Annotated in this window: 7 protein-coding genes and 2 pseudogenes; 5 read left to right on the top strand and 4 right to left on the bottom strand. The window is 46.5% G+C overall.

What is annotated here, in order from left to right; all coding sequences use genetic code 11:
• Positions 1–43: 43 nt before the first annotated feature.
• Together malQ and ACQEXT_RS18450 are read right to left on the bottom strand one after the other, a co-directional pair.
• Positions 44–2,224, bottom strand: a complete 2,181-nt coding sequence (gene malQ / locus ACQEXT_RS18455) for a 4-alpha-glucanotransferase (protein WP_331427923.1) — start codon at positions 2,222–2,224, stop codon at positions 44–46.
• Between the two features lie 101 nt (positions 2,225–2,325).
• Positions 2,326–4,779: a glycogen/starch/alpha-glucan phosphorylase gene (locus ACQEXT_RS18450; protein WP_426953149.1), complete on the bottom strand. Its 2,454-nt coding sequence runs from the start codon at positions 4,777–4,779 to the stop codon at positions 2,326–2,328.
• A gap of 568 nt (positions 4,780–5,347) precedes the next feature.
• Between ACQEXT_RS18450 and malT the strand changes: the two genes are divergently transcribed.
• A complete protein-coding gene (malT, locus tag ACQEXT_RS18445; RefSeq protein ID WP_426953148.1) occupies positions 5,348–8,056 on the top strand; it encodes an HTH-type transcriptional regulator MalT in 2,709 nt (902 codons plus the stop codon).
• A gap of 112 nt (positions 8,057–8,168) precedes the next feature.
• On the opposite strand, the pseudogene ACQEXT_RS18440 reads toward malT, so the two are convergent.
• Both ACQEXT_RS18440 and ACQEXT_RS18435 read right to left on the bottom strand, forming a co-directional pair.
• Positions 8,169–8,273 (bottom strand): annotated as a pseudogene (locus tag ACQEXT_RS18440) (twin-arginine translocation signal domain-containing protein); the annotation flags it as partial.
• Positions 8,274–8,506: 233 nt separating this feature from the next.
• On the bottom strand, positions 8,507–10,294 hold the full coding sequence (locus ACQEXT_RS18435) for a cation:proton antiporter (protein WP_426953147.1): 1,788 nt from the start codon (positions 10,292–10,294) through the stop codon (positions 8,507–8,509).
• A 196-nt stretch (positions 10,295–10,490) separates the two neighbouring features.
• Here ACQEXT_RS18435 and ACQEXT_RS18430 point away from each other — a divergent pair.
• The 4 genes and pseudogenes from ACQEXT_RS18430 to uhpC form a co-directional block, all read left to right on the top strand.
• Positions 10,491–11,033: pseudogene (locus ACQEXT_RS18430) on the top strand (alkaline phosphatase family protein); the annotation flags it as partial.
• 147 nt (positions 11,034–11,180) lie between these two features.
• Complete coding sequence (locus ACQEXT_RS18425; protein ID WP_426953146.1) at positions 11,181–11,816, top strand: response regulator; 636 nt, start codon at positions 11,181–11,183, stop codon at positions 11,814–11,816.
• The gene (locus ACQEXT_RS18420) at positions 11,813–13,417 is read left to right on the top strand and encodes an MASE1 domain-containing sensor histidine kinase (RefSeq protein WP_426953145.1); all 1,605 of its coding nucleotides are present in this window, start codon (positions 11,813–11,815) and stop codon (positions 13,415–13,417) included. Before ACQEXT_RS18425 ends, ACQEXT_RS18420 begins: the two co-directional genes overlap by 4 nt.
• An 86-nt stretch (positions 13,418–13,503) precedes the next feature.
• Positions 13,504–14,805 (top strand): MFS transporter family glucose-6-phosphate receptor UhpC, encoded by a 1,302-nt coding sequence (gene uhpC, locus ACQEXT_RS18415; protein ID WP_426953144.1) that lies wholly within the window; start codon positions 13,504–13,506, stop codon positions 14,803–14,805.
• Positions 14,806–14,861 lie beyond the last annotated feature (56 nt).

Below are 14,861 nucleotides of genomic sequence, written 5' to 3'. Positions count from 1 at the left end.
GACCTGACCGAAAAATTTTCCATGTACACCTTGTAAATCCGTTTTATTTACTCACTTTAGCGCGAACTTCGGTGAGCTTATGAGCAATACGATTTACCCCTTCATGAGCAAAAACCTCATCAAGGTTCATCGACAGCTTACGACGCCAGTTCGGGTACTCGTCAACCGTGCCTGGAATGTTAACTGGCTTGTCCATTTCCAGCCAATCTTCCAACTGAATACTCAACAGGGTCGAAGATCCCGCAGCAACGTGCAGTTGCAGTGCTTCCGCTAGGTAGGAATCCATAGGTACGTACTGAGCATCGCGACCAACGCCTTCAGGCAAGTAACCGTGCCATGCAACGGAATCTAGGATACCTTGCTTGCACTCTAGACGACTCGCAAACAGACCTTCTAGTTGCTTGGCATCTGGGTAAAGGCCTAACTCTTGGCCCATCTTCAGGTCATCACAGTGCCAGAAACCACGTAGAGTCGGCATATCGTGAGTACACAGAGCAGACATAGACTGTTCAGCGTAGTGTGCTGGAGAGATAAAACCACCGTCATCTTCTGATGTTTCGAAGAAGAACACCTTGTATGAGTGAACACCTGCGTCACGCAGAATATCAACAATCTCATCCGGCACAGTACCTAAGTCTTCACCGATCACACTGCATTGATGGCGATGAGACTCTAGAGCCAAGATTGCGAGCATGTCTTCCACAGGGTAATAAATGTACGCACCTTGAGTCGCGTTTTCACCTTTCGGGATCCACCACAAACGCAGTAAACCCAGTACATGGTCAATACGCAATGCACCACAATGCTTCATGTTCGCACGCAGTAGCTTGATGTATGCATCGTAACCTGTTGCTTGAAGCACTTGTGGGTTAAGCGGTGGTAGACCCCAGTTCTGACCCAAAGGACCAAGAATATCTGGTGGAGCACCAATGCTCGCATCCATGACTAGGTTGCCTTCATCTGCCCATGTTTCTGAACCAGAATCCGCAACACCGACGGCAAGGTCACGGTACAAGCCAACAGACATGCCTTTCTCTTCTGCTAGAGCCTGCGCCTCTTTAATTTGGATATCAGCCACCCATTGCAGGTACATGTAAAGATGTACTTGATCTTTGTTTTGCTCGATAAAATCCTGAACCGCGCGGTTTTCAAACTTACGCAACTCTTCCGGGAATACTGGCCAGCCCCAGATGTTTGAATCTTTCGCATGCAGTTCCGCATGCAGAGCATCAAACGCAGCTTGGTGAATTAGGCTTTCGCCACCTTCTTCGACGAACGCTAAGAAAGCCTGTGCACGTTCGCTATTTTTATCCAGATGACGCTTTTTAAACTCAGTAAACAGCTGCGGTAGCACACTCATTTTGAGATCCGCGACTTCACTGTAATTCACCCAATGAGATTCACGTGCTTTTTGTAGACGTTGCTGGAACTCCGCACTGCCCACTTTTTGCTGCGCTTCAATGCTAAGCGAAAACTCAGGTACTGAGCTCACATCGATGTAGAGAATGTTCAACCAACGACGTGATGAAGGGCTGTATGGGCTCGCGCCTTCTGGGTTGGCAGGGAACAGTGAGTGAATAGGGTTAAGACCAACAAAATCACCACCGCGGGAAGCGATATCTGCCACTAACTGTTTCAGGTCCCCGAAATCACCAATACCCCAGTTATGCTGAGTGCGTAGCGTATAAAGCTGGACACTTGGGCCCCACATTTTCTTACCATCGACGATAGCATCCTGCTTGTAACATGCTTTTGGCGTCACAATTAGCGTCATTTCATAAGGCGCTTTACGACGTTTACGAGAAATCGTCAGTTTGTGATAACCCCAAGCAATATCACTTGGTAATGCAAACACTAAAGGGCCACCCTCTTTGCGCTCATCACGAACGATTTGCGATTGAAGATAGCCTTCAAGTACCTCTCCTTGCTCTGTATCGAGACGCCAGCTGAACTCACTTTCGCGAGCACTCGCACCAAGATTGAGCACCACTTCAATTGGCTCTCCATCACGGACTACCTGAACAGAAGCGAGCACCTCTTGCTTGTGCTTTTTCTCCGCTGATTTTAGAAGAGTTTCATCATTGGTTGTGTCATAGCCTAAAGAAGCGAGTAGTCGACGAATTGTTTCATCAGCAACTTTTGCTTCATCTCCCCACGCGCTTACGTAGCTGTCGGCAATTCTCGCCATTTCAGCGACTTGTTTTAATGCGTTATCTTGTTTCATCGCTCTCTCCGAAGGACTGCTTATACCTTCAAAATGTAGGGTTATTAAATCGTTATAAAGAGTAGAGCCAAGGCGCTAGGCCTTGGCTTTGTCTGGTTCAATTAGCGCGATACCGCTTCTAATTTCCAAATGTTATTGACGTAGTCTCGAATCGAACGGTCTGAGGTAAATTTACCCATCAAGGCCGTATTCAAGATGGCTTTCTTCGCCCAGCCAGCTTGGTCTTTGTACTGTGCACCCATCGCCTCGTGCGCCTGAACATATGATGCAAAGTCCGCTAAACATAAGTATGGGTCACCACCATCAAGCAGGCTGTCGTACGTTGCTCTTAGCAGGCCAGGTTGACCAGGTGTGAACTCTTCGCCCACTAGCAGGTCTAGTGACGCTTTTAGCAAAGGATCTGCGTGGTAGTAGTCGTAAGGGTTGTAACCCGCTGCTTTAGTCGCAACGACTTGGTCAACTTCAAGACCGAAGATATAGATGTTCTCATCACCCACCTCTTCACGAATCTCAACGTTAGCGCCATCCATAGTACCGATAGTCAATGCACCGTTCAGCGCCATCTTCATGTTACCCGTACCCGATGCTTCTTTACCCGCTAGAGAAATTTGCTGAGATACATCCGCCGCAGGAATAATGATTTCAGCCATGCTCACGCGGTAGTCAGGAATGAAGACCACTTTCAGTTTATCGCCAATACGCGGATCGTTGTTGATCTTGTCCGCAATCTTGTTGATAGCAAAGATGATTTCTTTCGCTAGGTGGTAACCCGGCGCTGCTTTCGCTGCGAAGAATGCAACACGTGGCGTGCATTCGAAACCAGGTTCGTTAATGATTCGGTGGTACAGAGACAGGATGTGTAGCAAGTCTAGATGCTGACGCTTGTACTCATGCAGACGCTTGATTTGTACGTCAAAGATCGCATTGGTATCAAGCTCGATGCCCATGTTGTCTTTAACCCACTTAGCCAAACGCTCTTTGTTCTGTTTCTTAACAGCCATGAACTCTTTCTGGAATTTTGCGTCAGTAGCGTACTGAGCAATACCTTCTAGCAGTTCCAGTTTCGCCGGCCACTCGCTGCCAATCTTATCCGTGATAAGTTGAGACAGGCCCGGGTTACAGAACTTCAACCAACGACGTGGAGTAATACCGTTTGTCACGTTATGTAGACGAGTTGGGTACATTTCGTGGAACTCAGGGAAAAGATCTTTCTTAACCAATTCTGAGTGCAGAGCGGCAACACCGTTTACTGCGTATGAACCAATCACACATAGGTTAGCCATGCGAACCATACGGTTGAAGCCTTCTTGAATGATAGATAGCTTAGCTTGTTTCTCACCATCACCAGGCCACATTGCACGAACTTCTTGTAGGAAGCGGTGGTTGATTTCAAAAATGATTTCCATGTGGCGTGGAAGCAGACGCTGGATCAGAGATTCAGGCCAAGTTTCCAATGCTTCTGGAAGAAGTGTGTGGTTGGTGTAAGCAAAGGTCTTCGAGCTGATTTCCCACGCTTTATCCCAAGATAACCCTTTCTCATCAAGAAGAATGCGCATCAATTCTGGGATAGCGATTGTTGGGTGAGTATCGTTTAGCTGGATAGTCTCTTGCTTAGGCAGATCCGCCAATGCAAAACCTGCTTGCTCGTGACGACGCAGAATATCGCGAACTGATGCTGCCGAGTGGAAGTATTGCTGCATTAGACGCAGTGTCTTACCTTTCTCGTGGTTGTCATTCGGGTATAGAACTTTGGTAATGTTACCTGCATCGATTAGTGCGTGTTGCGCTTCGAAGTAGTCACCGTTGTTGAAGCTTGCTAGTGAGAAAGGCGCTATAGCCTGACATTCCCAAAGTCGCAGTGGGTATACTGTGTCAGACTCGTAACCAACAATTGGCAGATCCCAAGGCATTGCTTTTACCGTCATGCCAGGTACCCACTTGCGGACTTCTTTTCCGTTTTCATGCGTCACTTCAACATGACCGTAAAAACCGATCTCTTGTGCCAATTCAGGACGAGCCACTTCCCATGGGTAGCCTTCAACACCGCGCCATGCATCTGGTGCTTCCTGCTGACGACCATCTTTGAATGATTGCTTGAACAAGCCGTATTCATAGTGAAGACCGTAACCCACCGTTGGGTACTCTTGTGCTGCACAAGAATCCATAAAACATGCTGCTAGACGACCTAGACCACCGTTACCCAGTGATGGGTCACGCTCTTCTTCAAGAAGGTCAGTCAGGTTTTGACCCAACTCTTCCATCGCTACGGTGATTTGATCGTACAAACCCATGCTGATTAAGTTGTTGCCCGTCAGACGACCAATAAGGAACTCTAATGACAAGTAGTTTACGCTTTTCGCGTTTTTGATCTTCGGATCCTGCTCAGTCTTAAGCAAGTCAAAGGTTGTTAGTTCTGCCAGTGCTTTGCCCATTGCTAGGTACCACTCACGCGCAGTCGCTGTTTCTACAGTTTTAGCGTAAGTCGCTGAAAGGTGTTTTTTCACATCAGCTTGGAACACTGCTTTATCAAAATTTTTCTGTTGCGTAGGTTTCATTAGAGAAATCTCACTTATTGGTTTCAATCCATCTGTGCCATATCGTGCATCGACATGATTGGCAAAACATCCTCCTACTCCTAGCCATTTTAGGAGGAGGACAAAGGGCGTAGAGGGCGTACAACCAGTAGCTCAGTGATCTAGGTCTCATTAAGTTTTCCTAACATCACAGCTCGGGTGATTGAGATCACACCGTCAACCAATTTAGCCTATATCTGGTTTATTAAAGATAGGTGTCGAGAAAAATACACAATTGATGAATATGCATACTCGATCACATTAAGTTTTACTTCGCAGTGCAATTTTCATGATTTCTCGTGCAAACAGGCACTAAAATCTCATCTCACACAGATCCAATAAGAGACATTCGTCACAATAAAGGGGCGTAGCTGGTAGCAAAATGTGAATTAAGCGAAAAACCCATTGTTGATCAATAACGGTTATGATTGTTCTCAAGTAACATCATTGCCAATAAGCTTTACTGATTAATATTTACACAATTAAGTGTTTCACCTTCGGGTAACTTCGCTGCTCCACGGAAAGTGGAAGGATAATAGGGAATAAAAAGATGTGGATTCCTTCTAAGTTAACGCGTCCGGGTCGATTACATAACGCCATTGTACGACCAAGGGTATTAGATCTGCTCCAGCAGGCTCCTTTCTACAAATTGGTGCTACTCCGCTCACCCGCTGGCTATGGTAAAACCACCATGGCGGCTCAATGGCTATCGGACAAGTCACACGTCGGCTGGTACAGCATTGACGAAAGTGACAACGATTCTTTTCGCTTTATGAACTACCTGCTTCAGGCACTGAACAAAGCCACCGATGGCAGTTGCCCAAACTCGCAAAAACTTGCAGAAAAACGCCAATTCTCTTCACTTCACTCCCTATTCGGTGAAGTTTTCACTGAGATGTCTCAATTTCATCAAGAGTGTTATTTGGTTCTGGACGACTATCACCTGATTTCTGATGACGAAATTCACGAAGCTATGCGCTTTTTCCTCAAGCATATGCCAGACAACCTCACACTGGTTGTGACCAGCCGAGCAGCACCACCACTGGGGACGGCTAACCTTCGCGTGCGAGACTTAATGATCGAGATCGGCGACGAAATGCTCGCCTTCGATACCGAAGAGACAACGCGCTTCTTTAATCAACGTATCGCCGATGGCATTGACGATACCACCGCGACCAATTTGCGTAACTACGTAGAAGGCTGGCCATCAGCACTACAGTTGATCGCTCTGCAAGCGCAGCATCAAAACAAAACTCTCGCTCAGTCGGCCGAGTCTTTCTCTCAGTTCAACCACGCACACCTCTGGGACTACCTGATAGAAGAAGTGTTTGATCTTTTAGATACCGAAACCCGCCAATTCTTGCTTCAGTGTTCTGTCCTTGATCACTTTAACGATCAACTGGTCTCTGAACTGACTCAGCGAGAAGATGCACTGAGCATGATCGAGTCTCTCAATCGCTTTGGTCTGTTTATTCACCCTCTCGAGGGAGAGCAAAACTGGTACCGTTTCCATAATCTGTTTGCCGAGTTCCTTGCTCACGAGCGCAGTGCGAGAATTCCTCAGCAAGAGAAGCAACTCCACCATGCAGCCGCTAAAGCGTGGCTAAAACTCTCCTCGCCTCATCAAGCTCTTCGTCATGCACAAGAAGCCAAAGACAGCCAGTTAACCGCAGATATCCTGACTCAGTATGGCTGGAAGATGTTTAATGGTGGTGAGCTGCAAACACTCGAAAAAGCGATCAACTCTCTCACCACAGAACAGCTCTACAGTGAACCTAAGCTTTGTATGTTGCAGGCTTGGCTAGCGCAGAGTCAGCACCGCTACAACGATGTTGGTGACCTGCTATCAAAAGCTGACCAAGAGATGAGTAAGCTCAATGTGCTTCTAAGCACCAAAGAGCAAGGTGAGTTCAATGCCCTTCGCGCTCAGGTTGCCATTAACCGTAACGAACCAGAACAAGCGCTAGAGTTAGCAGAACTGGCGCTAAGCCAGTTGGACAGCACGGTTTACCGTAGCCGTATTGTTGCGACGTCAGTCGTGGGTGAGGTCAACCACGTACTTGGTCATCTTAGCCGAGCTCTGCCAATGATGCAGCAAACAGAGAAACTGGCTCGCCAGTATCAGGTCTACCATCAGGCTTTATGGGCGATGCTGCAACAAAGTGAAATTCTGATTGCACAGGGCTACGTTCAAGCCGCTTTCGAAGTGCAAGACAACGCCTTTAAACTGATAGAAGAACAACAACTGCAACAAGTTCCGCTGCATGAGTTCTTACTTCGTGTACGCGCCCAGATCCTATGGTGTTGGAATCGACTGGATGAAGCAGAAGAATGTGCCTATAAAGGTCTGGATATCCTTGGTAACCACAGCCCGAGTAAGCACTTACATAGCTACTCAATGCTGGCACGTATCGCGATTGGCCGAGGCGAGCTGGATAAGGCAGGTAAGTTTATCGAGCAGATTGTTCACTTACTCAAACAATCTACCTATCACGTTGACTGGACTGCCAACGCCTCGCTCTCTCTGATCCTATTTTGGCAGGCTCGCGGCGATCACGAGTCAATCAAACAGTGGTTGGAAACAACAGTTAAGCCTCAGCATGCATGTAACCACTTTACTCAACTTCAGTGGCGTAATATTGCGCGTGCGCAAATCATACTAGGGCTTTTTGACCAAGCCACTGAGACACTTAATTTCCTCCAGCAACAGGCAGAGGAAAATGAGTTGCTGACCGACACCAACCGAAACCTGATTGTTTCCGCTGTACTCGCCATCTCACAAGATGACGAAGAGAGCGCTCGTGAACAACTAAAGAAAGCATTAGCACTGACCAATCAGACGGGTATGTTAGGTAATTTCCTCATAGATGGCGCGAAAGTGGGTCATATCTTGGAGAAGCTCAACCATAAGAATGAGCTGGGAGATTTAGAACGTCACCGCGCACAACAGCTACTCAAAGATATCTCAACCACTCAACGCAGCAGTTCTGTTCACTTTGATGAAGAGTTTGTTGAAAAGCTGGTCAACCACCCGAACATCCCAGAGTTGGTTCGCACCAGTCCACTGACTCAGCGTGAATGGCAAGTTCTCGGGCTGATCTATTCTGGTTTTAGCAACGAACAGATCGCCCAAGAGCTAGATGTAGCGGGGACAACCATCAAAACCCATATTCGCAACTTGTACCAGAAACTCAATATCGCCAACAGAAAAGAGGCGGTTAAAACCGCCGAAAACCTGTTGCAGTTAATGGGTTACTAGGTAGTTTATAAGGAGGAGCTCACAACCGCGAACGAAAATACCTACAAACAAAAACAGGCGTATAGCTTGATTTATGAGCATATGTAAATTTGATTTGTATTTGTACTGACTATAAACCCAAGATGGTTGCGGCGGCGCACACACCTGCAGCCGTTCGCGCCGTATCGCGGAGAAATCGCCGACGGCTTTCAGAAGTTGTCGTTTTAGGCTTGCTCATCACATTATCCTAGTTGAAGCGCCTTCTGACAGAGTATCTCTCTGAATTCTGCTTCTCATACGTATAACCGTGTTAATTGTAGTTGTTTACGCTCTAGTTTATGTGAGTTGTCATTGTATTCGACCACCCCAAAAGAGGTAGTCACAAGCTTGATTGCGTCAGATCAAAATTGGAGACGGCTATGCATCACAAATCGCTGAAATAGGCACTAAAAAGAAATCACTCTAAGAGTGTTAACTCTCTTTCACCAAAGAAACGACAATATCGCCACTCACTGGGACCGTTTCATCAGCTTGAGCAAGCATTTGAATGTGCTGCTTGCTGTTAACCGTAAACAGTGGCACCACTGTCGCTGATTTATACTGCGCTTGGTAATCCTCGTAACCAAAGCTATCACTCAGCTTAGTGTGTTTTATTTCTGCGCCTTGGCTAATCAGACTCGCGAGCTTCTTGTAACTAGTCGTGCCTCCGAGTAGCAAAGAGTAGGCGTGTTCCGAGTTATGGCTATGCTTATCTAACCTCTCCTGCTCTTTCTTATCTTGCAGGCTAAACACCTTACGGTGACCAAACTCATTAGAGAAATGCACGCTAGCCACCGAGTTTAAGTGCTGATCGGGCGTAACTGCCAACACTTGCCCTATCCCAATCAAATCAAGGTACTCATCGGCATGACTTGAAGTCGGGTTGCCATAATAGCTGTCAAAACCACCCATACGTGCTTTACTAACATAATCCCAGTTGGTATCTGACATAAGCACGCGACAACCGTAAGTTTGAATCGCTTTACCCAATGCTCTCGCCACATCGTTCGCGCCAACGATTAAAAAGCCTCTTGGTGCTGGCTCAGCGACCCCAAGCAGATTGGCAATCGGACGAGCGGTGGCACTTTGCAGCACCACGGTACCGATGATGACCATAAAGATAAGTGGGACAAGTAGGTTGGCTTGCTCAACATTTTGCTGAGTTAGCTTAATGGCAAATAGAGACGACACCGCTGCTGCAACAATACCTCTAGGTGCCACCCAAGCAAGAAATGCTTTCTCTTTAATTTCTAAATTGCTGCGCAAGGTGGATAAGAAAATGGAAGCTGGGCGCGACACCAACTGAATCACGATAAACAGCGCCAAAGCTGCCCACCCAAGCTGAGCAAAGTCACTCAACTCAACCCTAGCAGCGAGCAGAATGAATAAGCCAGAAATAAACAAAATGGTCAGGTTTTCTTTAAAGTGGAGGATATGACTGATGTTGACGCCTTTGGCGTTCGCCAGCCAAATACCCATCACGGTTACTGTCAATAGACCCGATTCGTGTGCTAGGTAATTGGATAAGGCAAACACGCCTAACAAGATGGTCAGCACAGCAAAAGGCTGTAAGTACTCTGGTAGCCAGTGGCGCCGTATCATAGATGCAACCAACACACCTGCGGCGATGCCGACAGAAAAGCCAATCACCACAATCAAACCAAATACCGCCAAACTGTGCATTTGACTGTGCGAGACAATGAACTCGTATACCATCACTACAAACAGCGCGCCTAGAGGATCAATAAGTATCCCTTCCCAACGCAAAATATTGGCGAGCTTCGAGCTCGGTCTGACCGTTCGTAGCAAGGGAACTATCACGGTTGGCCCAGTGACCACCGTCAGGCTCCCGAACAAAAATGCCAGCGCCCAATCTAGGCCTAATAAATAATGCGTCGCCACGGTAGTAATAATCAATGACACCACAGCGCCGATCGTTACTATGCTCCAAACACTCTTACTTATCCCTTTGATCTGCTTAAAATTGAGCGTCAAGCTGCCTTCAAAAAGAATCACTGCAACCGCTAAAGAGATAACTGGAAAAAATAGATCCCCCAACGCTTCTTGAGGAGAAAATAGACCAAGTACAGGCCCCACTAACAAGCCTGCTATGAGTAGAAACAAAATAGCGGGAAGTTTTAGCTGCCATGCAACCCATTGGCAAATCAAACCCAGTAAGCCAACACTAGCGAGGGTTAGTGCAATCGTCTCCGAAGTCATTGAGTATCCTTATAAATAAAGAGCGAAGTAGGATTTTCTGCTGAGGAGTCAGTGTGATTTTCACGGTTCGTAGCATGATCCTGATTCTAAAGAAAAACAAGCATTTTCAATCATCAGGGGTATAAACCAAACCTTAGTCAACTTATCGCAGAGTATTTTTCCGTTCAAGGCGAACAAGACGAACAAGGGACAGGCATCCCAAATTGGCATACCAAATTTTGTCGCCTCAACCACTGGAGGCAACTTCATGTTCGACCTATTCAATTCAAAGCAAGGGTGGGACAGTCAGCCTGTCTACGCTGAGTTAATCAACTGGCAGCCGATCAATGCACAAGGTAAAAGCGTAGACATTATTGCCGAATCCCTAAACTACCTAGATGATTCATTGGATTATATGATCGTACGTGAACAAGCCTGCGGTGAAAATCACTGCCAAATACGCATCATGGCCAATCGAGATGGAACAAGGTTTGACGAACGTGTGAACCCGAATGAGAGCCAAACATGGTGTAATGCCACTCAGTGGCGAGAACTGACCAGCTATACACCAATTGGTCAAGCGGCAACGCCACTTAAATCGGAGGCCAATGGTTCATTAGCGCCTACTCTGTTTGAGTATTTGACTGGTGAAAAAGTGGTTGAAGGTAAAAATGGTTGGGGCTTCCCTTCCCTGCTTCACAAGCTCGATATTCAGTGCCAAAAACACGGACCAACTTTCAAACAAATTGGTTCGTGTTAGCACTTTTACCATCAGAAATGATGGATACCACGATATCTATTGACAGAGTCAACAATTCCTTATAGTTGTTCTCACTAGCGTTGATACTTAATTCAATATGTCACTTTTGCTAGAACTTTTGCTACAAGCTACCTCAAGGAAACCGCTATGATTTCTGTTTCTCTTGTCGACGACCATATTATGGTCCGCTCAGGTTTTGCTCAACTCCTGTCGTGTGAACCCGATATACAAGTGCACAGCGAGTTTGATAACGCACGTGATGCATATCGCGTCCTTTCTGTATCGAACATAGATGTTGCTGTGATCGACATATCGATGCCCGATGAGAGTGGCTTAGTACTGCTAGAGAAGTTGCGAGCAAAACAACCTGACTTAAAAGCCATCATGCTCAGCATTTATGATTCAGCATCGTTTGTCAGTAAAGCCATCGATGTTGGCGCCTATGGTTACCTTTCGAAACGTTGTGGACCAGGTGAATTGGTCACCGCGATTCGTAAGGTCGCCGCAGGTGATCATTACTTGTGTACCGACGCATTAGTCAATCTTAGCAATGCCTCATCAGCCTCTTCCGCATTGAAAGAGCTAACCAAACGCGAGCGAGAAGTCTTCGATCATCTGATTCAAGGTTTAGATGTGAAAGAAGTCGGCAACAAGCTGTCCATCAGTCATAAAACCATTCATGTCCACCGCGCAAATATCCTCAGCAAGCTGGATCTCTCCAATAACGTCGATCTGATTCGCTTTGCACTCCATCATAAGCTGCTCAGTGATGAACCTGTATGAGTGAACTGACTCGACGACAGCAATTACCAAAACTGATTTTAACTAAAGGCTTTAGTTATAGCTTTGCCATCTTGGGATATGTTATTTGCTGGTTTTGTTTATGGAATGTCAGTCTCTACCTAACGCCTGATATTTTGTTGGCCGGTCTTCTGTTACCAACTGGGTTTAAACTCGCTATCTATACTTTAACCACGCGAAAACTTTGGCCTTGGTTCACCATGTCTGAGGTTTTGCTTGTGGCTAGCTTGGTTCAATTAACTAATGCGCCTATTTATTGCTACCTTCTGATTCTCTTTGCCTGTTTTAACCATGCCATCGCGATCATGTTTCAACAGTTTTGGAGACCGCTTCAAATCTATTGGCAGCGCTTGCTCGCATTGTCTGCACTTGCTCTCGCCTACGCTCACGTTTGTGGTTTTGCATTACTGCTGTTGAGTAAACCGGTAGGCTTAGGTGGCATGTATGCGCTTCAAGGTGGCATTGCGGTACTCACTGGCGGCATTCTGCTCACACCGTTTTTCTACCTAGTGTATGACTATCTGCGCCGCCAAGTATGGCAGCCACTCACGCCAACATTAGTGCATCAAGAAGTGGTGTTGCGCCCGTCAGCCCTCATCTGGTGCCTGTTGTTTTTTGCGATTGGTTTAATTACCGAGCTGACATTATTCGAGCAGATGAAGTCTTTGGCTCTGCTGATCTTTCTATTGCCCAACATATTCATGGCTTATCGTTACGGATGGCAAGGGGGCGTTCTGGCCAGCGTAATGAACAGTATTTTGCTCACTACTGCGCGACAGGTAACCGGCTCCTTCGATAGCGATTTAGAATTGCAAACTTTTATCTCTACCCAAGCATTTATTGGTCTTGGTTTAGGTATCGCGATCAGTCGTCAGTACTTCCTTGCACAACAACTTCATCAAGCTAACTTAAAACTCGCCAATGAACTCGCCAGTAAACAGCAACTGGCAAGCCAACTCGTCCATGTTGAAGAAGACATTCGTAAATCCGTGGCTCGCGAGCTTCATGACGAGATTGGCCAAAATATTACCGCGATTCAGATTCAATCAATGCTCGCAAAGCGATTGGCAGGTGATGAACAACAAATCAATATTGCTAACACAACCAACGAGTTAGCACTAAGAATCCATGATTCAACTCGTCAGCTTCTCAAACAATTACGCCCTCATGCTCTTGATGAGCTAGGTCTTGAAAGTGCGATTCGACAGTTAGTTGCGGAAATGAAGTTTGCCGAGCGCGATATCGATTTTAGTCTTAACTTCGGTATTTTTGCCGAACGGCTTGATGATATTACCGCGGTGACGCTTTATCGCATCGTCCAAGAACTACTCAATAATGTCTGCAAGCATTCGCAAGCCAATCAAGTACAACTCTCTTTAGTGCCCGGCGTGCGCTTCAGTTTAGAACTGCGTGACAACGGTATAGGCCTACCTGAGAACTGGAGGCTGAAAGGACAAGGCCTCAGAGGCATTGAAGAACGAGTCAGTGCTCTCGGAGGAACGATGAGTATCACCTCAAATTCATTGGGGAGTAGGATATTTGTTAACTTACCCACAAAAAACACAACATCTCCACCAAACTAGGAAAATTTCCTAGAGATATATAAAACCGTCTAATTCATTCCATCTATGGGTTGGTTACCATTCTTTCATGCCAAGGAGAGGAGCTCGTGTTAGTCGCTGACAAAAGCCCAAATCAAATTGACCAAATGTACCGTTATTGGCGAGTTCAGCTAATGATGGTGATGTATGTCGGATATGGTGTTTTTTACTTTACCCGTAAAAGTCTCAATTTTGCGATGCCAAGTATGATCACCGACTTAGGACTGGAGACTTCCGACATCGGTATTTTGGGAACGCTATTTTATATCACCTACGGCGTGTCAAAGTTTCTCTCCGGTATGGTGAGTGATCAAACCAAACCTGCCTACTTTATGGGGCTTGGGCTGATTTTTACAGGATTGATCAACATTGCCTTTGGCTTGAGTTCTTCCCTATTTATGTTCGCGCTGCTTTGGACTTTAAACGCGTTTTTTCAGGGATGGGGATGGCCACCGTGCGCCAAGCTGTTAACCAGTTGGTATTCACGATCTGAACGTGGCTTTTGGTGGTCTATTTGGAACACATGCCACAACTTAAGTGGCGCGATAATACCCATAACGATTGGCTTTGCCGCGGTAACTTGGGGATGGCGCTTTGGCTTTATCCTCCCAGGAAGTCTAGCCATTATCGTTGGTGTAATGCTCTGCTTCCGACTACGTGATAAGCCGACCTCGATGGGGCTACCCACAGTTGGTGAATGGGTTAACGACCCCATAGAAATTGCACATGAAGCAGAAGGGCGTGGGTTACCGTTTTGGCAAATAGTGAAGACCTACGTATTGGCAAACAAATATATATGGTTGCTGTGCAGCTCTTATCTATTGGTGTATGTAGTTCGCATTGCAATCAATGATTGGGGCAATCTCTATCTTACTCAGCGTCACGAATACCAACTCTTCAGTGCCAATGGTGTCGTGTCAATGTTTGAAGTAGGAGGCTTACTCGGCTCGCTCTTTGGGGGCTGGGGATCAGACAAGTTTTTTCACGGCAACCGAGCACCGATGATACTGCTATTTGCTCTGGGGATTTTTGTTTCTGTGGCCGCTTTGTGGCTTACCCCTTTGGATAACTTCATCATTTTATCTGGCTGCTTCTTTGCCATTGGTTTCTTTGTCTTTGGGCCACAAATGATGATTGGCATGGCCGCAGCAGAGTGTTCTCACAAAGATGCGGCGGGCACCGCGACCGGTTTTGTTGGCTTATTTGCCTACCTTGGTGCTGCACTGGCGGGATACCCGCTCGCACTTGTAATCGACCAGTTTAACTGGGAAGGATTTTTCAGCGTCGTTACGCTCTCAGCAGCGTTAATTGGACTGTTAATTCTTCCTTTTGTTAAAGCTCAACAACGGGCAGGGATAGCCATAACCTAACTGATAAATTCCCTCTCGTTGCCTTATACCGCAAGGACTTACCAACCCTACAGTTG

Source organism: Vibrio sp. TRT 29B02, assembly GCF_050113655.1.
Lineage (GTDB): Bacteria > Pseudomonadota > Gammaproteobacteria > Enterobacterales > Vibrionaceae > Vibrio.
The sequence above is the reverse complement of the archived record's forward strand: the minus strand, read 5'-3'. Positions and strand labels throughout refer to the sequence as shown.